Genomic DNA, 21299 nt, shown 5'->3' on the forward strand with positions numbered 1-21299 from the left:
AATCACGCTACCCTTTAGTCCCGCCTTGGAGGCCGAAACCTTTGGACATAAATTGCTGAGAGAGAATATACATGATAACGGACGGAATGGCATAGAGCGTAGAAAACGCTGCTAATTTACCATAACTCACCATGCCGTACTGCCCGAAGAATTGGTATAGCTTGAGCGCCGCCGGGAACTTCTCAGGCGTACTTAAGAGAATGTAGGGAACGAAAAAGTTGCCCCAACTACCGGAGAAGGTAAAGATAGCAACCGTGCATATGCCCGGAATCATCAATGGAGTGACGATCCTGCGGATGCCTGCTAGAATGGATGCACCATCCACCCATGCCGCTTCTTCTAACTCGTTCGGTACGGAATCCATAAAATTTTTGAGCATCCAGATGCCATAAGGCATCGCAGAGGCGACTTTAAAAAGAATGACACCGAAGATATTGTCATAAAGCTTTAATGTCAAAAACAATTGATACACAGGGACCATAACGGCTGTGATTGGCAGCGAAGTCATAAATAAGATGGTCAACATGAACGGCTTCTTATACTTCAATTGATATCTAGACAGTGGATAAGCCGCTAGCAGACCTATTAGAACAACAATCAAAGCTTGACCGACCGAAATGAACAGTCCTATTAGAAATGCGCGCTGGTTGGCGCTACTAGTGATCACGTCGATATAGTTGCCTGCTGTCAAAGAGCTTGGGACCTTGAGCGATTGCATCGCGTTAGGATCCACGGAGGCAACTAGCACCCATAAGAGTGGTAGCAGGAAACAAATGCCGATAAAGGTGAGGGCTGCGTAGGGCAAGGTGCGATAAACGACTTTACGGTAGATCTCAGTCATACCAACTCTCCTTGTGGTTTTACTCTTTTAAAGTGCGAATATAGAACAAACTCAACACAATACCCAGAAGCAAGAGCAATAAAGAAATGGCCGTACCGTAACCGAGCTGATAGTTAATGAAGGCCTGGTTATACATAAAGATAGGTAATGTCGTTGTTGCTGTGCCTGGTCCCCCGCCGGTCATCGCATAGATGAGGCCAAAAACGCCTAGGGTCTGTAAAGTAACCAGCATCGCATTGGTAGTAATCGTTCCTTTGATATAAGGAAGAATAATAGAAGTTAAAATTTTCCACCGTGATGCTCCATCGACAAGGGCCGCTTCCTCGATTTCTTTCGGCACATCGTCAAGTGCTGCTTGAAACACAAGCATAGAGAAGGCTGTTCCATGCCAGACGTTCGCTAAAATAATTGTGAGCATCGGAACGGTGTATAGCCAAGTGACCGTCGGAATGCCTAGTGTACTTAGAATGGCGTTTAACGTACCCTCGTCGCCGAAAAAGCTGTAGAGACATAATGCGCAAACAATTTCAGGTGTGACCCAACCTGCGAGAACGACAGTTCCAATCACACGCCGGAACGTTTTATTTTTACGTTTCATCAAGATTGCGATCAAAAATCCCAGCACTTGTTGACCGATGACAGCTGAGCCGATCAGGAAAACTAATGTGTTCCAGATACTGACTCTAACCGTTGGATCCGCGAACATGCGGACATAGTTGTCAAAACCAACAAATTTCAGCTGTTTGGCCGATTCTCCGGTCAATGCCAAGTTCGTAAATGAGTAGAAAAACGTTAGCAAGATCGGATAGATGAAGAAAACTAGCATAACGGCCAACGAAGGAAATAAAAAATACAACCATGTGTACGTCTTTCTCGAGGTTATCGGGATTGCCGAACTGCTCATCATAGTTCTCTCCTTTCTCCTTGGTGATGTAGGCAACCCAAGCTTGCCCTGACCCCCGTATTCTGAGAATAGGGCGCCAGGGCAAGGTGTTGCCATTACTTCACGCTGACTTTATCCTCTCCAACAATGCGCGTTACGTCTTGTTGATACTTCTTCATCGCATCGGCAGGTGAGGTGCCTGTCGCCACAGACTCAACCATAGCCTGAATTTGTGTGGATACTTCTGGATATTTATCACGAGCAGGTCGGAACTCCGCATTTTTCAAATAATCCGTAGCAATGGCATTAAACGGCATTTGCGTATAACCCGGATCTTTGGCAACGTCGGCCCGAACTGTAATGTTACCGCTTGCAATTACAAGTTTTTGCGTGTTTTCTTTGTTAAGGGCATATTTGATGAAGTCCCAAGCTTCGTCTTTATGCTGCGCGTTAGCAGGAACAGACAGCGCCCATCCGCCGGCTAAAGTAATGGAACCTGGAGCTTGACCTTTACTTGTCGGCATTGGAGCAAAGCCCAGCACGTCTTTATACTCCGGCCATGGAGCTGCACCATTCGGCAGATAGTTGCCTGCAATCCAGGAACCGTCCAAGGAGATGCCGAGTTTACCCTTTGGCAAATATTCACGAGCAGAGGAGTTGCCCGCTTGGCCATTCAATACTTTGGAAAGAGGAGGGCCAAGTTTCTCTTTGTTAATGGTATCGACGAATGAAAGCGCATCCATAATACCTTGACTTTTAACGGTCCACTTCGAAGTCGCATCATCATAAAGTCTTTCGCCTGTTCCATAAAGCAGCATTTCGTAAGTTTGCATGGAAGTCGCTTCGCCCGTTGCTTTACCCATGTTCATCCAGAAAGGTACAACGTCCTTGGCTGCTTTTTCCTTGATTGTTCTTGCTGCGCTCAAGACTTCATCCCACGTTTTTGGTTTCCAATCTTCAGGCAGTCCAGCTTGTTTGAAAATTTGCTTGTTGTACCAGAGTCCCCGGGAGTCCGTGTTATACGGTACGCCGTAAATTTTACCGTCGGCGGCTGTTACCCCTTTTTTCATCGCTTCGATGAAGGAACCATTTGTCCAGTCGGCCCAGCTTTTTACTTTGTCATCCAAAGGAGACAAGAGGCCGGCACTGGCATCGGAGTTTAACATGAAGGTGTCTTCTGTAACGATATCCGGTGCTGTGTCTTTCGATTTGAGGGCTAGCGCAATTTTCGCGAAGTAATCGCCTTCAGAAGCCTGGATCGGCGTCTGCTTGATGATGACATCTTTGTTCGGATAGCTGGCAGCCGCATCTTTAAACCATTTGTAAAGCGTTCCGTTCTCACCAGTACCATCGTCTCTATATGTGATGGTGATGGTTTTTTTTGCAGCATCGGGTGCTTTCGTTTCCTTTGCTGCAGCTGTAGCTGCACTAGTTGCTGCCGGGGCCGTTGTACTGGCTGTGGTGTTTGTCGTTTCAGTCCCCTTCGAACAGCCGAATAACACAGTTGCACACAAGACACAGGTGGAGATGGATAACATTTTCTTATTGCTCCGATACATACTGTTACCTCCTTCAGAAAAGCAAGAATAGTATGACACTTCCTGATACAAACAAGCCGGTAAATGTGTTTGTATACTAAGTATAATAATATGGCCAAATCTACCATGTCCACTACGATTTTGCGACATGCTTGTACAAAATTTTACTTTTTCGACGGTAGTAGACACATCAGGGAAACTAGAAAATAAAAAACCATGGAATTTAAATTCCACGGTTTCTCTGTTCATAAATTTTACTTGCTATTCTTTCACAATCATCCTATGTTCGACAATTCTTTGTTCAGTGACAACTTCTCCATATAACTGCGAGATTAACAAGTCCACCGCTTCCTCACCCATCCGTTTCTCATCTTGTTGAATGTGAGTGAAAATCGGCTTTCCCATAAAATCTTTTAATGAGTCGAAGCAGACGATATCGTAGGTCTCCAACATCTTTCCTTGTGCGTTAATGGCTTGAGCCAACATGGTGGCGACCAGATATTCCGAAACAACAAACGCTTTTACATGGCTGTTTTGTTCTAAAAAGCTTTTGAGCGTCTCTAAATCCTCTGCCCATGAACCTGAACGGGTGCCTGTAATATTCGTTAAACAATAGTCCTGATCTAACTTCAACCCTTCCCGGGTAAAAGCCAACGTGTATCCGAGAAGCCTGTCTTCCAGCGCTGACGTATTTTCAACCGGCGGGGATAAATAGCCGATGTTTTGATGGCCTTTCCCGATCAAATGAAGCGTAAGATCTTCCGCCGCTTTTCTGTTATCCGTGTAAACGGAACATACCGGAATTCCTTTCAAATACCGATCGACCAATACAACAGGAAACTTGCCCCAGACTAGACGAATGAGTTCCGCATTATAATGCGTGCCATGGACGGGGGTCACGATTAATCCTTTGACACCTAGGCCGACAAAAAGTTGGATCGCATGCTCTTCTTCTTCTTTGCTCCCGCCGGTCCTCTTGATGATGAAATCACAACCATGCCGTGCGCTCTGCTTTTCCATGGATTGAAGGAGCTTCAAACCATATTCATCCGAAAAACCTGGAATAATTAATCCAATGAGAGGTCTTTCTTGAGCAGCATTCTCCGCACTCGTTCTTTCCTCCGATTGGCGCATTTGCTCCAAACCCGAAGTATAACCATTCGCCACAAACGACCCTTTTCCCTGGATACGTTTGATAACACCCGCTTCTGCCAACCTTTCGAGCGCCTTTTTGGAAGTAATGCGGCTAACACCAAATTGTTCGGCTAATTCTTTTTCGGATGAAACACGATCACCAGTCTTTAATTTCCCCTGTTGAATCTCATGAACGATATGCGTATACAACTGTTTGTATAAATGCGTTTCCATCTTATTCACCCTAACGCTTTATGTTGATATACTTAATATATCATTTCATGGATGAATATCAATTCTAATCTATTATCCAACGGTCAAAATGAAAAAACAGCTGAACATAATCAGCTGCCTTGTCTAGAAAGGTGCTCCTTACCGGTTAAGAAGATTTTTGTCATATTTGCCACGCGTGTACCTAAAGATTCACCTAGTAGGATACCTTTGTCATATAGTGAATGACTAAGCTCATCTTCGGTATCTTCATCCGGAGATGTAACCCCTATTCCATAATAGCTGCCGTAAAAAGCATTCCCCGGAATACTAGCGGGTAATCCAACAACCATCATGCCTTGATGCAACATCGGTGTAATCAAGTTAAGCAGAGTCGCCTCGATGCCACCATGTACGGTCGCTGTTGTACAGAATACGGCACCGATTTTATCAACTAGATTTCCTTCTGCCCATAACGAACCGAGCTTATCAATCCAAGCCTTTAAGCCCGAACTAATCGTGCCAAAGTGTCCGGGGCATCCCCAGATAATAGCATCCATCTGCGCAAGATCTCTGATATTTGCGTTATTGACATGATGGATAAAAACCTCTGTCCCTTCTACATTTTTAGCACCTTTTGCAATGGATCGAGCAAGCTTTTCTGTATGCCCAACCTCGCTATCATAAACGATATAAATCTTCATCGTATGCCCTCCTACGTATAGTAGTCTTATCACTATTCCTAATAGCCCGATTCTTATAAACTTAAAGTTGATCTGATTCTTCTTTAAGTTTTTTAAGAGCATCTCGATATGCTTTATCGTCAATTACAACCACATCACTCGCCTCTTTCTCATTTCCCTTTAACCCGTGGAGAGCCTTCCTGTAATCATTATCGTTAAAAAGCATATCGTTTTTTGGAGATTGAGATTTGTTTGAAAAACCTTTTATAGCATTACGAAACTCATTATCAGCAGCAGTTTGCTGCGTGGCATATTTAATCTCTCCAACTCGTTCTGTGGGCCTATATGTAGGCGTTAATTCACTTTCTTGTAGCGATGGAACTTCTTCCGTGCCTTGTTTTACTCTTTTGATAAAGAAGGAAAACACCAGTCCAACAACACCGATGGCAACAATAACAAGATAGGCATCATTAATTCCTTCTATGGTTGCATTTGTTATAAGTTGAGCTTGTGTTACACCCGCAGTTGCTCCACCACTCGTCATCATATCCTGAAGATGCGTTTTGGTTCGATCGCTCATGACAGTTATAAGCAGAGAGGTGCCGATAGCCCCTGCTACTTGACGCATCGTATTTGAGATTGCTGTACCATGAGGATTCAATCGTGTTGGCAATTGGTTCAAACCTGCGGTTTGAATTGGCATCAATAATAAAGCCATTCCAATTCGTCGTGCAGTAGACATGAGTACCAAATAGGTGTAAGTAGTTGAGTCTGTTAAATCAGTAAAACCAAGGGTTGTTCCAATCGTAATGAGCAATCCAATAATCGCCAACCATTTTGCACCAAATCGATCGAACAGTTTACCGGTTACAGGCATTAGGAAACCCATCACGAGAGCACCAGGAAGCAACAAAAGTCCGGATTCTAGAGCCGTATATCCTCGTGCATTTTGCAAATAAAGCGGCAGCAGCATCATATCTGCATACATAATCATCGTCACCGCGATACCGATGACCGTTGTCAAGGAAAACATACTGTACTTGAATGCCCGCAGATCGAGCAAAGGGGTATTCGAAGTCAACTGACGCCAAGAGAAAATAGCAAGTGAAACAACACCAATCGCGATCGTTAGAATAACCTCATTGCTCGACCAGCCCAAGCTTCCCGCTCTGCTAAACCCATACAGCAGGGAGCCAAAACCGATGGTAGAGAAAGTGACGCTTAGAATATCGAAGCGAGCGTTGATTCGTTCGGATACATTTTTCAAAAAAATGAACCCACATGCGATAACAATAACAGCAAACGGAATCATGCCATAAAACATGACCTCCCATTTGTAGTGTTCCAAAATGTAACCCGCTAGTGTTGGTCCAATGGCTGGAGCAAAAATGATAGCAAGTCCCATCATTCCCATTGCGGCCCCTCTTTTTTCAGGCACGAACAGTGTTAAAATAACCATTGAGAGGAGGGGCATCACGATGCCTGCACCGGCTGCTTGAATCATTCGACCCGTAAGCAGGGTTGGGAAGTCCTGTGCGATTGCAGCAATGACAGTACCGAGAAGGAAAATGAACATCGATGCCTGAAACAGCTGCCTTGTACTGAAACGCTGCATGAAGTATGCCGTAATAGGGATCAGCACTCCGTTAACCAACAGGTAACCGGTTGTCAGCCATTGGGCCGTCGATGCCGCGATATTAAAGTCCTTCATAAGTTCGGGGGTTGCAACACTCATAATCGTTTGATTCAATGTGGTTAAGAAGGCCCCCAAAATCATCACAAACAAAATAGGCCCTTTTTTGATTGAACTACTTCCTGTTTCCTTATTTGCAACACTCAATGCTATCTATCCTCTCCAGATACTTTAAATTAAACGGCATTACCAATCTTTAATTTTAGTATGTTTAGAAAGACGGCTATGTATCCAAATGCAGGTCAAAACATCTATGACACCTTGCCCAAAAGCACATTTTCCATTTATCATTTTGTAAGGTCCCGAAATTGATGTATGAAGTAAAAAACCTTATCCGAACAAAAGACCTACAAACAGTCTTCTCGCTCTCGAATAAGGTTTTCATTAGATCTGCTACGCCTCGATGTACACTTTCCCCTGCTCCACCGACAAGTCAAACGTTTCTACGAAAACCTCGTAAGTTTTCGTGCGGACTTTATGATCTACAACTAGACCGCCGGTTTTAATGTCAAATTCCCAATGGTGCCAGGGACAACGAACGATCTCCCCTTCTTGTTCATAAACGAATTGCCCGGGCAACGGCGATGTGACCCATGATGTAACGGGTCCTTTGCATAGGCTGGCCCCCTGATGTGGACAGTAATTAAGAATGGCATGAAGCTTGCCGGATACTTTATAAATGCCTACGCTCCGCCCTTTTACATCAACAATTTTGGGTTCGCCGTCGGTGAATTCATCCCATGTTCCTACATAATGTTGCGCCATCGCTATTCCTCCGTTCTGTCCTGCATAGGCAAACCATAGTACCTGGCAGCATTATTGTAAAACACATTCTCTGTCGTTTCTTTGTCCATCTTGGGGAAAACGAGCTTCGGCGAGTCGAAATCCCAGTGCGGGTAATCGCTGCAGAAGAGCAGCCTTTCCTTGGCGTGCATAGCCTCGAACAACGTATCGAAAGCTTGACGGTTCGGCGCTTCCTCAATCGGTTGAGAGCCGATGTACATGTTGGTGAGTAAATATTCGCTAGGCTTTTTCTTCACCCAAGGCGTCTGGTCACGCAGTGCTTTCCAATCCTGGATACATTTTATTTCCGTAAGGATGGGACGAACCCGACGGAACATACGCCTGAACCATTCCGGGATGGGAACCGAGCCGTTCGATTTCCCGTACCGATGCAGCTACATCGTGAATCGGCAGGTAGATGGAGCCTCTGAACCGGGGCTCCTTCTCGAGCCAATGCTCAATCGTATAGTCGTTGAAAGCGGAACACAGTGCGGCCGAGTAATACGTATCAGCAGTGTTCGTGCTCGCTATAAATTCACCGGTCAAAATCCCGTAGCGGATGTCGAAAGGATTCAGAAGCTGCTCGACCATGAAATCCAGATCCGAACCGGCTGGTCCGCCGTTTGGAGGGAAAGAATCGGCTCTTTTTCCGATGTTGCCTCCGTTCAGTGTGCCCGGCCCCCCGCCAAGACTCGGTCCCCACAGTTCAATACGCTCCCTGTATTTTCGCGGCAAGTAAGGAAACAGCTGCTTGATGTCCTGAAACGTATGATGGATATCGCTATCAATAATGCCAATGCCTTTGCGCTGCTTTGTCTTGTTGGGCGTCGCTTCTATTAAACTCATGTTTTCATCTCCCCATCTTTTTTACCTCACTATCATAAAACCTGAACGCCCCGTCCGAAAATGGTATTTCGCAATTCCAGTTTGGCATTTTGTAAGGTCAATGTTATACTTGACCCTACTGTCAACAGGCTGAATTCAGGAAGTGGGGACGAAGACATGAGCAAGCGGCAGCATCCTGACGAATATGAAGAATCACGCAATTATGTTGTAGACGAACTAGCCTTGAACGGAGGCTTATGGCCAGTCCGGATGGGGCGCCTCAAAGCAGGGCCAGATTATCGCTTCCCGCAGCGGATGATCGACTATTACGCATTGCATTTTGTTATAAACGGAAAGGTTCGTCATCGTTATGGAGATCAGCACATTGAGCTAACCAAAGGCGATGTTTTTTGCGCATATCCGGGTGTCGTCTACCACCATTTCATTGTTCCGTCCGGCCAGCCCTTGGAAATGATTTGGGTTTCCATCGATGGCGGGCAAACGCCGCTGCTGCTCGAGAAAGCCGGCTTCCATCCCTCTGCCCCTTATATCTTGGGTATGATCGGGAAAGAACTCGAAACATCGCTCATCCATCTATTCAGTCAACAGGAAGATAACAGCAGTCGGCGACAAGTCGATTTGATTACGGCAATCTACCGCATATTCGGACTTATGATCCCGCAAAAAAACACCGAAGAACCAGATGCAGGTCCTGCTGGCTGGATTCCTCGAAGCATAGAGTATATGAATATGCATTACACCGAAAATATTAACGTGCAAGACGTCGCTGCGTATATTTCGGTTCATCGGGCTTACTTCTCCAAAATATTCGCCGAACAGATCGGGATGACGCCTATCCAATATTTGCAAAAGCTCCGCATGGAGAGAGCCCTTCAACTTCTGCAGCAAACGCGGCATTCGGTCTCGGAAATCGCCATGACGCTCGGTTATCCCGATTTATATTCTTTCAGCCGGGCGTTTAGCAAATATTACGCAGTGTCTCCGAGTAAAGTGCGCGAAAACACAGCAAAGTCCGGCGGTTAGTTTCCTTCATCCTGATTGACGGTATTGATTACAGCACAAAAAAACACAATGCCAGTTTGGCTCGTGTTTTTTTGTACAACGCTTCTACTAAATCAGCCCAGATTTTTGCAATAATCTCTGGATGATTGCAGCAACCTCAGCCCTAGTCATGTAATCCTTTGGTGCAAGCTCATTACCGCTTCTTCCTGCTACAAGGCCAGCCTGCACATTGTCCGCAACGCTGTTCAGCGCCCATGGGGATACTTCTGACATATCTCCAAAGTCCCGAAGGATTACATCTGTTGATTGAATTGATAGCTCGGCATTCAATCTAGTGATCGTCATCGCTTTGGAGAGGATAACCATGGCCTGTTCCCGCGTAATCCGGTCCATTGGACGGAAAGTGCCGTCTTCAAAGCCGCCTATCAAGTGGTACGCATAAGCAGTAGTGACAACACTGCTATACCAATCCGTCAATTTCACATCCGAGAATTCTGTTGTTCCATGCTCCAGTTTGAGTCCCAATCCACGAACAATGATGGCTGCAAACTCAGCGCGGGTAATCTCCCGGTCTGGACTAAACATACCATTGCCAGTACCATCGATGACCATCCGCGAGCCCATATCGCCCACAGCTTGTTTAGCCCAATGATCCGCCACATCATTAAATTCGAACGGATGCCAGACGATAGCATACGTGCTATTCGTTAAGCTGTTGATTTGGGCGTAATATTTGCCATCAATTACAACAATCTTGGTTGGTACATGACGAACGGTTCCGTCTGTCTCAAGAACAACACCTGTAGTAATCTTGCTGGAATCAACATCATTTGAAAGCGCAATAGTTCGTTCTATGTAAGCATTGAACTTCGATACTTCGATGCTCCTATCTCCGTAGGTACCTCTAACTGTAAAGTTAAGCGGCGGTACAACAAGCGTGAACGTTCCTTTGGCTGCCGCGTTCTCAACAACTTTCACTGTATCTATTGTTGGTACGGCAATTTCAATTTGCACCTTGATATCTTGCAAGGCTACCGACTTGCCGACTTGTTCGGATATGGTGTTAATATTGATTTGTTGCGCTGGAATTGTATAGGTAGCGCGATCAGTAATAATCTTAAGATCAGCTTGCATGTCCTCCATGTTTTTCACCATCTGGCCGTTCAGCTCGCCAATGACCACATCGGATTTATGGTTTACTGAAATCGCAACCACTGCATGCTGACCTTCCGATACGAGCTTGTCCTCCAGCTTTTTCTGATCGACAACCACCGTTGTTATGGATTGGCCGTTTCGCTGGATCGTTGTTGCAGTTCCCGCGTTCTCCACTTTACCGTTGACAAGTATATCCACATTAGTTATCTTGTTCTCCGGTGTCGTTGGAGTGTTAGGCGCAAATGGCGTATTGCTATCCCTATCATCACGGGATGAAGTTTGCGGAATGACCGCATTCGACTCTGCAGAAGGTACACTTTTTCCTACATCACTGATCGCTTTCACCGTAAACGTATAGCTCGTTCCATTCACCAAACCCGTAATGATAATCGGGCTTGATGGGCCTGTTACGGTTATATTCCCTGATGAAGCTGTTACTTCATACCCCGTAATCGCACTTCCTCCATTGTCGGTTGGAGCCGTAAAAGTAATGGTCGCTGTTCCATTTCCAACTACTGCCGAAACATTCGTTGGTGCTGCCGGAACCGTTGCCGGAGTGGCGTTGGCTTGATTGGATTCCACACTCAAGCCTCCAGAGTTACCTGCTTTCACTGTAAAGTAATAAGTCGTGCCGTTTAACAAGTTTTGTACATGATAGGTAGAAGAAGTAACGGTAGCAATTTAAGCGTCACCAAATTCATTTGAAGCAGTCGTCATATAAATGTTGTAATACGTTGCTCCCGTTACCGTGCTCCAATTTAGTGTAATATTACGGTCTCCTCCGGTAGCTATGAGATTTTGCGGACTCGCAGGAGAGTTCAGCAAGTTGACAGTTTGTGTTACGGTAAACGTCACATCCGTCATATGTGTTGCCGATAACGTTACCGTTGCGGTATATCTGCCGGTTGGCAACCCGTCTATTGCTTTAACCGTAAAGCTTGTTGCGGCCGCTCCGCTCACTAATGTCGAACTTGGTTGGGTAATCACAAAATTACTAGCATGTTCGCCGCTAATCGCTGCCGACAAATTCGATAAATCGCTCGTTCCGGTATTTGTTATATTAATGGTTTTTGTCTCTTGGGTACCCGAAGCGTAACCTTGAGTAAGTTCAGTTAACGTTTGATTTGTTATAGGAGCAATCGTATAAGTAGGTGCAATGCTCACCGTGACCGCTACGATGTTACTCGTTACCGTTGAGGTCTTCGTGCCGCTCACGCTACTGTTCGTATTGGTCACAACCACATAGTAGTACGTCGTGCCTGGCGTTGCCGTCGGTGCGGCATAGATTGGGCTTGTTGCACTGCTGATCGCTGTGCCGCCGCTCGTGCTGTTCGTCGTATTGCTGTACCACTGGTAGCTCAGCAATCCGCCGTCGCTTACGCTAGCTGCTACACTCAAAGTCGGGCTGCTATCTCCTTCATTGACCGCTGCGCCCGTTGGCTGCGTATCCATGCCCGGCGTTGCCGCATTGGTCAACGCATTCACCGTGATCGCAGCGACGCTGCTCGTTGCCGTTGCCGTCTTCGTGCCGCTCACGCTGCTGTTCGTGTTGGTCACAACCACATAGTAGTAGGTCGTACCTACCGTTGCCGTCGATGCGGCATACGTTGGGCTTGTTGCACTGCTGATCGCTGTGCCGCCGCTCGTGCTGTTCGTCGTATTGCTGTACCACTGGTAGCTCAGCAATCCGCCGTCGCTTACGCTGGCTGCTACGCTCAAACTCAAGCTGCTATCTCCTTCATTGACCGTTGCGCCCGTTGGCTGCGTATCCATGCCCGGCGTTGCCGCATTGGTCAGCGCATTCACCGTGACCGCAGCGATGCTGCTCGTTGCCGTTGCCGTCTTCGTGCCGCTCACGCTGTTGTTCGTGTTGGTCACGACCACATAGTAGTAGGTCGTACCTACCATCGCCGTCGATGCGGCATAGGTTGGGCTTGTTGCACTGCTAATCGCTGTGCCGCCGCTCGTGCTGTTCGTCGTATTGCTGTACCACTGGTAGCTCAGCAATCCGCCGTCGCTTACGCTAGCTGCTACACTCAAAGTCGGGCTGCTATCTCCTTCATTGACCGCTGCGCCCGTTGGCTGCGTATCCATGCCCGGCGTTGCCGCATTGGTCAGCGCATTCACCGTGACCGCAGCAATGCTGCTCGTTGCCGTTGCCGTCTTCGTGCCGCTCACGCTGTTGTTCGTGTTGGTCACGACCACATAGTAGTAGGTCGTACCAACCGTTGCCGTCGGTGCGGCATAGGTTGGGCTTGTTGCACTGCTGATCGCTGTGCCGCCGCTCGTGCTGTTCGTCGTATTGCTGTACCACTGGTACGTCAGCAATCCGCCGTCACTCACGCTAGCTGCTACACTCAAAGTCGGGCTGCTATCTCCTTCATTGACCGCTGCGCCCGTTGGCTGCGTATCCATGCCCGGCGTTGCCGCGTTGGTCAGTGCATTCACCGTGACCACAGCGATGCTGCTCGTTGCCGTTGCCGTCTTCTTGCCGCTCGCGTTGTTGTTCGTGTTGGTCACGACCACATAGTAGTAGGTCGTGCCTGAAGTTGCCGTCGGTGCGGCATAGGTTGGGCTTGTTGCACTGCTGATCGCTGTGCCGCCGCTCGTGCTGTTCGTCGTATTGCTGTACCACTGGTACGTCAGCAATCCGCCGTCACTCACGCTAGCTGCTACACTCAAAGTCGGGCTGCTATCTCCTTCATTGACCGCTGCGCCCGTTGGCTGCGTATCAATGCCCGGCGTTGCCGCGTTGGTCAGCGCATCTACGATTGACGATTGCAAAATCGTGCCAGAGTACCCTACCATCACATACGTGCGATTAGCGTAGTTGACACTATATAGAACACTCGAGGTGCCCGACGCGTGACTCGCCCAGCTCGTTCCGTCACTGGAGGTCAAGAGCGTTCCGCTTGCTCCAACCGCCACGTACGTACCGTTGCCGTAGCCGACGCCACGAAGCTCATTCGAAGTGCTCGACGTTTGGCTCATCCAGCTCGCTCCGTCACTGGAGGTTATGATCGTTCCACCTGCACCCACCGTCACATACTTACCATTGCCGTAACTGATGCCGTAAAGAATATTCGTGGTGCCCGACGTTTGGCTCGTCCAACTCATTCCGTCCATGGAGGTAAGGATCGTTCCATTTGCACCCACCGCCACATAGGTGTCATTGCCGTAGGTAATGTTCCATAGATCATTCGGAATGCCCGACGCAGTGTTTGTCCAAATCACTCCGTCACTGGAGGTTAAGATCGTTCCACTTGCCCCCACTGCAACATATTTACTGTTGGCGTAGGTGACGCCATAAAGATGATTCCCGGTGCCCGACGTTTGGCTCGTCCAGTTCGTTCCGTCACTGGAGGTATAGATTCTACCACCATACCCCACCGCTACATACTTGCCGTTGTCGAAGGTGACGCCGTACAGAGGAAACGTAGTGCCCGACGTGCGGCTCGTCCAGCTCGCTCCGTCACTCGAGGTCAATATGACTCCATTATAGTCCACCGCCAAATACTTGCCGTTGGCGTAGATGACGCTGTAAATAGGATTCAAGGTTACACCATACAGGGAGCTCGTCCAACTCGATCCATCACTGGAGGTTAAGATCCTTCCACTTGCTCCCACTGCCATATACATGCCGTTGACGTAGCTGACGCCAGAAAGATGAATCGTGATGCCCGACGTACGGGTTACCCAACTCGCTCCACCGTCACTGGAAGTCAATATCGTTCCATTTAAGCCCACCGCCACATACGTACCGTTGCCGTAGGTCACGCCATTAAGTCCATTTGCGGTGTTCGACGTGCGTGGCGCCCAGCTCACTCCGTTGCTGGAAGTCAAGATCGTTCCACTCGCCCCAACCGCCACATACGTGCCGTTGTCGTAGGTAACGGTATAAAGAGGATACGGGGTGTTCGACGTGCGGGGCGTCCAACTCACTCCGCCGTCACTGGAGGCCAGTATCATTCCACTTGTCCCCACCACCACATAGGTGCCGTTACCGTAGGTGACGCCAAAAAGAACATTCGCGGTGCCCGACGTGCGGCTCGTCCAATTCATTCCGTCACTGGAAGTCAATATCGTTCCCCCATACCCCACAACCATAAAAGTGCTGTTGGCATAGGTGACTCTACGAAGCTCATACGAGGTGCCCGACGTTTGGCTCGTCCAGCTCACTCCATCACTGGAGGTCAATATCGTTCCACTTACCCCTACAGCCATAAAAATGCCGTTGCCGTAGGTGACGCTATCAAGCGTATTCGTGGTGCCCGACGTGCGAGTCACCCAGCTCACTCCGTCACTGGAGGTCACTATCGTTCCACTTGTACCTACCGCCACATATATGCCGTTGCCATAGGTGACGCCAACCATAGTTTGTCCCGTGGATCGAATGTACCAGTTATCAAGAGAACTCGTAGTTGGTTCTGCATGTGCATCTTTCCCAGGATTGATCCACATAAATGTGCTAAACAGCAACAATAATGATAATTTCAGTCGAATGATTTTATAAGCCATTTGCTTCCAAGCAGAGAAATTCGCATTCAATTTTCTTGCCGTTTTTCCTTTATTCGACAACTTTCATCTTCCTTCCCCAAATTTCATGCTTAGCTCGTTTAACCTTATCACATCGTTCTAAGCAAATTCTGAGCAAAAAAAAACGGCTTACGCCTTCGACTCATCGTCGGCGTTGCCGCTGTACAGCTCGGAAAATAATCGAACCGTGGATTTTAATGGAAGGGTTCCCAGTTCTTCTTGCAATAACTTCGTAAAGCGTTCATAATGCCTCATCATGGACAATCGGTCCCCCGACTTCGCGTATACCAGCAATACTCTTTCATTGACATCGTCAAGATAAGGGTTATGGCGAAGGGCGCTTTGCAAACATTGTACCGCCGCACGGAACTCTTTGACAGATAAATAGTAATCCGACATTCGTCTCATTAACTCAATATAATCGCTTTTATATTTCTCCTGCGCTTCCTGCGCCCAAGCAAAACCATCTTCCTCCATATAATTGCCTTTGTAAAGGTTTGCTATCTTCTCGAATTCCCCGATAGAATCTGGAGTTATGACCATTTCACCACCGGTAACCCGCTCAAATCCAGCCGCATCACATTCAACACCACGTATCTCCAAACGATAGCAGTTGTTATGAAACTCCAACTTATAGTTGTCGCCGGCGCTCGCTATCTTTTTCCTAATGCTATAGATACATGTATGCAAAAATGCGGTAACTTGCTCCAAATTTGCATTGGGCCAAATATCCTCCAGAATTTTTTCTTTCGTAACAAACGTATTCCGGTGATGAACGAGATACGCCATCAGTTCGCGTTCCTTGGATGTTCTCCATTTTACGGGAGACACGGCTTCCGCGTTCTCATCACGTATCCATTCAAAGCGGCCAAAACAGATAAACGTGGATTTGCTTGTTTGCCCCGCATTGTTGAATTTTTCTTGCTTACCAGCTGACATGATCCGCGTGGTAGTTTTCCTTAATCGTTCAACTGTGGTTGGTTTCAGCACGTAATCGATGGCATTCAGCTCAAAAGCTTCGACGGCATAATGATTATAGGCCGTCACAAATACCACATCGATTCCTGGGTCAATCGCCATGATATGTTCGGCTGCTTCGATCCCGTTCAAGCCAGGCATTTCAATATCCAAAAACACAACATCCACGCGCTCCTGCAATAACCTATGGATTGCTTCGCCCGGTTTCGTAAACGTTCCGACAATCTCGATGTTTCCGATCGTCATCAACAATTTTTTAAGCAAATCCAGCGCGGGCTGCTCATCGTCGATTAATATTGCGCGCAGCATAAGTCACCTCACCCAATCGAATTCGGAATGCGAATCATAACTTGCGTACCTTCTCCTGACACACTATCGATCTTTAAAGCCGTTCCGTAGAGTGTCCTTAAGCGCCCTTCGATATTGGCGAGCCCAACTCCTCTCGTCCCGTTTTTTCCTTTTAACAAAGACGCTTTCGTTTCATCTGGAATTCCCGGTCCATTATCCGATACAACAATAACAAGACAGTCTTGGTCCGCTTTCACGGAAATTCGCACGACTCCCCCTTCTGGCCGCTTCATCACGCCGTGCCGAATGGCATTTTCCACAATTGGCTGAATAATGAGCGGAGGAATGCGGCAGCGAATGTCCTCATCGATGTCATAGATCACTTGCAGTTGCTGACCAAAGCGGGCTTTTTCGATGAACAGATACGACTCTACGAGTTCAAGCTCTTTGTGGATCGAGACGAGTTGTTCCCGGTTGTGGAAATCGAAGCTGCTTCTCAAGTACAAGCTCAATTCAACAAGTAAATCCTGAGCTTTGCTTACGTCTGTATGACTTACTGAAATCACCGTATTGAGCGTGTTAAACAAGAAGTGGGGCTTAATTTGGGCCTGCAAAAAAGCCATCTCGCTATGAATTAAATCGCTAACCGATTTTTTCAATTCAAGCAGTGTCCGGATGCGAGCCTTTAATTCGCCCGCCTCGATCGGTTTGCCGAGAAAGTCGTTCGCACCTGAGTCGAAAGCTGTCACAATGTCCTCCGGACGATTTCTAGCAGTTAACAGCAACACCGGGAGTTCCGACAACGAGTATCGTTTGCGAATATGCCGGCACACTTCGTAGCCTGACATGCCAGGCATCATCAGATCGATAATCGCCAAATCGATACGCCGGTTCATCTCAATTTCACGTATCGCATCCATGCCACTGGAAACGGCAATGACTGAATATTTCTCGACGGACAAAAGATTGAGCAGCACCTGCCGATTGGCAGCATCGTCATCGGCAATCAGGATCGTATAGATGCCTTCCCCATCCAATCGAACATTACTCGAAGACGTCATTTGGGGCGCAGCCAACTCCTGCCAAGCGTTCGTCAAATTCATTCCCGCTTCGGTCCGTTTCTCGTCTTCCCGATTTGCGGATGGCATTGTAAAGGTAAATACGGCCCCTGTCCCCTGTTCCGATTCCACCCAAATGCTTCCTCCGTGCAATTCCACCAATCGTTTGGTAACGCTGAGTCCGAGCCCCATTCCGCCGTACTCCATCGCAACCGCCTTCCCAGCCTGCTCAAACGATTCGAAGACGACTTCCAGCTTGTCTTGCGGAATGCCGATGCCGGTATCCGAAACGGAAATCACAAGCCAACCATCATTCTCCCGCGCTGATACGGCAATCTGACCTGAATCCGTAAACTTAAGCGCATTACCGACCAAATTGTTCAAAATTTGGACGAGCCTGTCTTCATCCACATAAACATAGTGACGATCGTCCAGAAAATCAACGAATTGCACCGGTTTGTCCCCCGCCATATGGCGAAACATCTCAAAAATAAGGCGAACGATCGGTTGTAAAGCTACTGCTTTCCGCTTCAAAACAAGCTCTCCATTCTTTAATTTGGAGAAATCAAGCAGATCGCCTAACAGGTTGGCCATCCTCCTGCCGGTATCTTTGATCATGGCTACATTCGTCTTCTGATGCGGCGACATTGGACCTGCCGCGCCTTCAAGCAGCGACCCGGCAATATTGATGATGGCGTGAAGTGGCGTTTTCATTTCATGGGATGTATTGGCAAGAAATTCGTCCTTCAATCGGTCCATATATCGCAGCCGTTCTGAAAGAGTCTCCACTTTCTTGAACGTATTCACAAACTGTTTTGACAAAAATAACCCTTGGGCAACGGCAAAACTTATCCAAGCGGCAGTCTGAATGGACAGGACGGATAAAATCCCCAAAATGTCCAATGCGGAAGCGACTTCAATGATCAGAAGCGACAATGCGCCGATCAACATCAACAACGAGCCTTCTCTCCGTCGCATCATGCCGGCAGACATCACATAGGCGACGTAGAGGATCTCAACAAATGCCAGTACCAGTCCCACGCTGTTAAGTTTACTGAAGACCGGTGCGGGTGTAAGCAGAATAAGCAGCAATCTCACTGCGAGAGTCAATCCGAACCCTTTCATGACGACTTTCTTAAATAGTCCCGGAAAAGATTGCATGGCGTATAGCAGGAGAAATAATTCGGATGCTGCACCGGAGATTGTTTGTATTTTCAAAAACAATTCAAAAGAAATCCCCGGCGCAAACATCGCTGCAATTTTCTCGCCGTGAGTCGCCAAATATACGCAGACCGCTATACAGCACAGACCAAAATAGAGCCAAGAACGCTCTCGTCCTCTCATCAAGAAAAGAACAATGAAATAAGCGCCGATTAACAAAAAGCAGGATGTGGCTAATAAATCCTCCACCACAGCAAACTCCCGCATGGACAGAATGTCTCCTTGATACCCTAAATAAATAGGATGGGTGATTCCTCCCTGGAAGTACTGAAAATTAGCTACTTGGACGATGATATCCGCATTGTTTCCGTCAATTTGCAAAAAATGAACGTATGGCGTATTGACGGAAATCGTCGCCTGCCTGTTCGTCCCTGGAAGTCCCCCGGAACCGATCTCCCTGCCGTTTACGAACAGCTTGTGAGCTGTTTTAATGTTTATCTGCCTGATTCCGTAGATCTGTCCGGAGGCGCCCTGCAAATTAACATGCAGCCGGAATGTCGCATATCCATTCGAAGACCCGTTCAAGCCCCCGACCGCATACTTCTCCCAGCTGTCTGGTACGTGAACGAACCCTGTCATCTCCGGCCGTTTGCCGTTATGTCTTAGCGGATCGAAATCGTCCGGGGTGAGCAACTGATTTCGATAGTACTCCCATTCCCCGTCCAAGCGGGTGGACCCGTTATTGGCAAAATCCCATTTGGTTAAATCCAATTCGCCTTTTACTGCCTCGGGATAATTCGGGGTAGCCCCATATTTAATGAATAACCCAACAAAACCTAAAATGATACAAATAATCGTTATAGTGATCTTGCCCTTTTTAAGCATCCGCTTCGCCTTTTTTGTCAAATAGTATAATAGATGAGTATTCGACAAAAATTTACAAATTCCTTTGAAAATCGAGATACTGTTTGACGAGCAGCGCTTGATCACGATAAAAAAGCGTTCCCCCATTTGGGTGAACGCCTTTCAGCGAGGAACTTAACTTCGGCGAAATAATCAAATTTCATCAAAGTATACTTTGGTTCCTGTGCGTGCTGATAGATACAAACCTTCAAGTATGATAGCAAGTGCGATGCCTTCCTGTGTTCCGTTCAGAGCAAGTTCCATATCGCCATCCATAGCCTTGATCCAGCGATGAATGGATGACTCCCCCGGCACAGGCGGAAGTAACCTCATTGGATTCGGGTGCGTCTGCTGTTCTTGGGTAAACAAATGCACCGTCACGTCTTCCTGCTTCAGCAGCTTGTGATGAACCCCATTCAAACCGTTTGCACGGAAGCTGCCCATTGTGCCGTACATCTCCATAGAGAACGGCGAATTATTGGCGACATGGCTCGTATCGCAGATGGCGATCGTGCCGTTTTCGAATTCGAAGATGCTGGCTGCGAGGCGGCCATTGCTGGCCAAGCCCTCCCAGCGCCCCCGAGTGGGCGTTGCGCACCCTCAAACTGGTGACCGATCCGATCCTGCCGGACTCCAGCACTTGCTTGGCGGCGAGATGAATCGGCCAACGCTTGAGAGACATGTCGAGGGCAAAAATAATGCCCGCCTTCTCAATGGCTTCCTTCGCGATCAGCGCCTCTTTCCTTGACATCGCGAGCACTTGATCTGCCATCACATGCTTGACGGCTTGAGCCGGTCGAGGCAATGAAGGCGCTCTGGCGGGTATCCCCATTCGATACTAAAAGGATCAGCATTTATAATGAGAACAATCAGGACGAGTCTGGATATTTGCTAAGTAAAACAGATGAAAACAAGCTCTTTAACCTGCTGCTCTCCAACAAGCAAGAGGATTTGCAGCAACTGCTGAAGACAATTATTACTGCCAATATGAACAGCGCCATGACCGATATGAGCAGTAGACAGCTGTATATGCATCTGTATCTGATCGGCACACAAGCGTTGAAGCAGCTTGATAAAACGATGGACGAATCCATCTTCAAGAACTACAGCGAGTTCGTCATGTCCATCAGTACTCACTCGATCGGGGATATGGCAGATTTCATCGTTTCATTTTACGATAGTGTTCTAGAGGCATGTACCCCTAGTCAGCCAGTATTTAATTTTAAGTTATTTAAGCAGTATATTGATGAATATTATTACGAAGACATTAGTCTGGACATGCTCGCCGACAAATACAACACCTCACCCAAGTACATGTCCAAATTGTTGAAAAAAGAACTAGGAATGACGTTTCAGAAATATCTGCAGGAGCTGCGAATCGCGAAAGCCAAGGAGATGCTGCAGCATACAACAAAGCCAATCCAGAAAATATTGGAAGAGATCGGCTTTAACAACCGTAACTCGTTCATCCGAACATTCAGAAATCTGGAAGGTATATCTCCGACGGAGTATCGCATTCAGCGACAGGTGCGGAAAGAATAGATGGGGGTACTAGGACTTCATACGAATAATAAATTGTTTCTACATAAATTGGCGTGCACTCAATG

At 47.4% G+C, this 21299-nt stretch carries 17 protein-coding genes; 3 read left to right on the plus strand and 14 right to left on the minus strand.

Annotated features, from left to right (window positions below; translation table 11 throughout):
• Positions 1-7: 7 nt before the first annotated feature.
• From RQP52_RS33730 to RQP52_RS33770, 9 genes are all read right to left on the minus strand, one after another.
• Complete coding sequence (locus RQP52_RS33730) at positions 8-841, minus strand: carbohydrate ABC transporter permease (protein WP_315955901.1); 834 nt, start codon at positions 839-841, stop codon at positions 8-10.
• Between the two features lie 19 nt (positions 842-860).
• On the minus strand, positions 861-1745 hold the full coding sequence (locus RQP52_RS33735) for a carbohydrate ABC transporter permease (protein WP_315955902.1): 885 nt from the start codon (positions 1743-1745) through the stop codon (positions 861-863).
• A gap of 95 nt (positions 1746-1840) precedes the next feature.
• Positions 1841-3283, minus strand: coding sequence for an ABC transporter substrate-binding protein (locus RQP52_RS33740; protein ID WP_315955903.1), 1443 nt, complete (start codon positions 3281-3283; stop codon positions 1841-1843).
• Positions 3284-3523: 240 nt separating this feature from the next.
• Complete coding sequence (locus RQP52_RS33745; RefSeq protein ID WP_315955904.1) at positions 3524-4630, minus strand: GntR family transcriptional regulator; 1107 nt, start codon at positions 4628-4630, stop codon at positions 3524-3526.
• A gap of 110 nt (positions 4631-4740) precedes the next feature.
• Entirely contained in the window at positions 4741-5310 is a 570-nt protein-coding gene (locus RQP52_RS33750) for an NAD(P)H-dependent oxidoreductase (RefSeq protein WP_315955905.1), read from the minus strand.
• Positions 5311-5371: 61 nt separating this feature from the next.
• Positions 5372-7066: a DHA2 family efflux MFS transporter permease subunit gene (locus RQP52_RS33755; protein WP_379173954.1), complete on the minus strand. Its 1695-nt coding sequence runs from the start codon at positions 7064-7066 to the stop codon at positions 5372-5374.
• 309 nt (positions 7067-7375) lie between these two features.
• Positions 7376-7747, minus strand: coding sequence for a Rieske (2Fe-2S) protein (locus tag RQP52_RS33760; protein WP_315955906.1), 372 nt, complete (start codon positions 7745-7747; stop codon positions 7376-7378).
• A 2-nt stretch (positions 7748-7749) separates the two neighbouring features.
• A complete protein-coding gene (locus tag RQP52_RS33765) occupies positions 7750-8022 on the minus strand; it encodes an amidohydrolase family protein (RefSeq protein WP_315955907.1) in 273 nt (90 codons plus the stop codon).
• Positions 8023-8035: 13 nt separating this feature from the next.
• The gene (locus tag RQP52_RS33770; RefSeq protein WP_315955908.1) at positions 8036-8611 is read right to left on the minus strand and encodes an amidohydrolase family protein; all 576 of its coding nucleotides are present in this window, start codon (positions 8609-8611) and stop codon (positions 8036-8038) included.
• A gap of 156 nt (positions 8612-8767) precedes the next feature.
• Here RQP52_RS33770 and RQP52_RS33775 point away from each other — a divergent pair, with 156 nt between their 5' ends.
• Positions 8768-9634, plus strand: a complete 867-nt coding sequence (locus RQP52_RS33775; RefSeq protein ID WP_315955909.1) for a helix-turn-helix transcriptional regulator — start codon at positions 8768-8770, stop codon at positions 9632-9634.
• 87 nt (positions 9635-9721) lie between these two features.
• Here the strand turns inward: RQP52_RS33775 and RQP52_RS33780 are convergent, their stop codons facing one another.
• From RQP52_RS33780 to RQP52_RS33800, 5 genes are all read right to left on the minus strand, one after another.
• Entirely contained in the window at positions 9722-11350 is a 1629-nt protein-coding gene (locus RQP52_RS33780; protein ID WP_315955910.1) for an S-layer homology domain-containing protein, read from the minus strand.
• 99 nt (positions 11351-11449) lie between these two features.
• Positions 11450-15346 carry a beta strand repeat-containing protein gene (locus RQP52_RS33785; RefSeq protein ID WP_315955911.1) on the minus strand — a complete coding sequence of 1299 codons (3897 nt, stop codon included), beginning with the start codon at positions 15344-15346 and terminating at the stop codon, positions 11450-11452.
• 87 nt (positions 15347-15433) lie between these two features.
• Positions 15434-16591, minus strand: coding sequence for a response regulator (locus RQP52_RS33790; RefSeq protein ID WP_315955912.1), 1158 nt, complete (start codon positions 16589-16591; stop codon positions 15434-15436).
• An 8-nt stretch (positions 16592-16599) separates the two neighbouring features.
• On the minus strand, positions 16600-19674 hold the full coding sequence (locus tag RQP52_RS33795; protein WP_315955913.1) for a hybrid sensor histidine kinase/response regulator: 3075 nt from the start codon (positions 19672-19674) through the stop codon (positions 16600-16602).
• Between the two features lie 171 nt (positions 19675-19845).
• Entirely contained in the window at positions 19846-20256 is a 411-nt protein-coding gene (locus tag RQP52_RS33800) for a hypothetical protein (protein ID WP_315955914.1), read from the minus strand.
• A 19-nt stretch (positions 20257-20275) separates the two neighbouring features.
• Between RQP52_RS33800 and RQP52_RS33805 the strand changes: the two genes are divergently transcribed.
• Positions 20276-20440 carry a hypothetical protein gene (locus RQP52_RS33805; RefSeq protein WP_315955915.1) on the plus strand — a complete coding sequence of 55 codons (165 nt, stop codon included), beginning with the start codon at positions 20276-20278 and terminating at the stop codon, positions 20438-20440.
• A gap of 56 nt (positions 20441-20496) precedes the next feature.
• Entirely contained in the window at positions 20497-21234 is a 738-nt protein-coding gene (locus RQP52_RS33810) for a helix-turn-helix transcriptional regulator (protein WP_315955916.1), read from the plus strand.
• The last annotated feature ends 65 nt before the right edge of the window (positions 21235-21299 follow it).

The organism is Paenibacillus violae (genome assembly GCF_032461945.1).
Classification (GTDB): domain Bacteria; phylum Bacillota; class Bacilli; order Paenibacillales; family NBRC-103111; genus Paenibacillus_E; species Paenibacillus_E violae.

Bases quoted from the DNA above. Each gene is read 5' to 3' on its own strand.
- RQP52_RS33735 (WP_315955902.1), bottom strand. From the start codon at position 1,745: ATGAGCAGTTCGGCAATCCCGATAACCTCGAGAAAGACGTACACATGG.
- RQP52_RS33810 (WP_315955916.1), top strand. From the start codon at position 20,497: ATGAAGGCGCTCTGGCGGGTATCCCCATTCGATACTAAAAGGATCAGC.
- RQP52_RS33790 (WP_315955912.1), bottom strand. From the start codon at position 16,591: ATGCTGCGCGCAATATTAATCGACGATGAGCAGCCCGCGCTGGATTTG.
- RQP52_RS33750 (WP_315955905.1), bottom strand. From the start codon at position 5,310: ATGAAGATTTATATCGTTTATGATAGCGAGGTTGGGCATACAGAAAAG.
- RQP52_RS33730 (WP_315955901.1), bottom strand. From the start codon at position 841: ATGACTGAGATCTACCGTAAAGTCGTTTATCGCACCTTGCCCTACGCA.
- RQP52_RS33745 (WP_315955904.1), bottom strand. From the start codon at position 4,630: ATGGAAACGCATTTATACAAACAGTTGTATACGCATATCGTTCATGAG.
- RQP52_RS33775 (WP_315955909.1), top strand. From the start codon at position 8,768: ATGAGCAAGCGGCAGCATCCTGACGAATATGAAGAATCACGCAATTAT.
- RQP52_RS33760 (WP_315955906.1), bottom strand. From the start codon at position 7,747: ATGGCGCAACATTATGTAGGAACATGGGATGAATTCACCGACGGCGAA.
- RQP52_RS33740 (WP_315955903.1), bottom strand. From the start codon at position 3,283: ATGTATCGGAGCAATAAGAAAATGTTATCCATCTCCACCTGTGTCTTG.
- RQP52_RS33755 (WP_379173954.1), bottom strand. From the start codon at position 7,066: ATGATTTTGGGGGCCTTCTTAACCACATTGAATCAAACGATTATGAGT.
- RQP52_RS33770 (WP_315955908.1), bottom strand. From the start codon at position 8,611: ATGAGTTTAATAGAAGCGACGCCCAACAAGACAAAGCAGCGCAAAGGC.
- RQP52_RS33795 (WP_315955913.1), bottom strand. From the start codon at position 19,674: ATGCTTAAAAAGGGCAAGATCACTATAACGATTATTTGTATCATTTTA.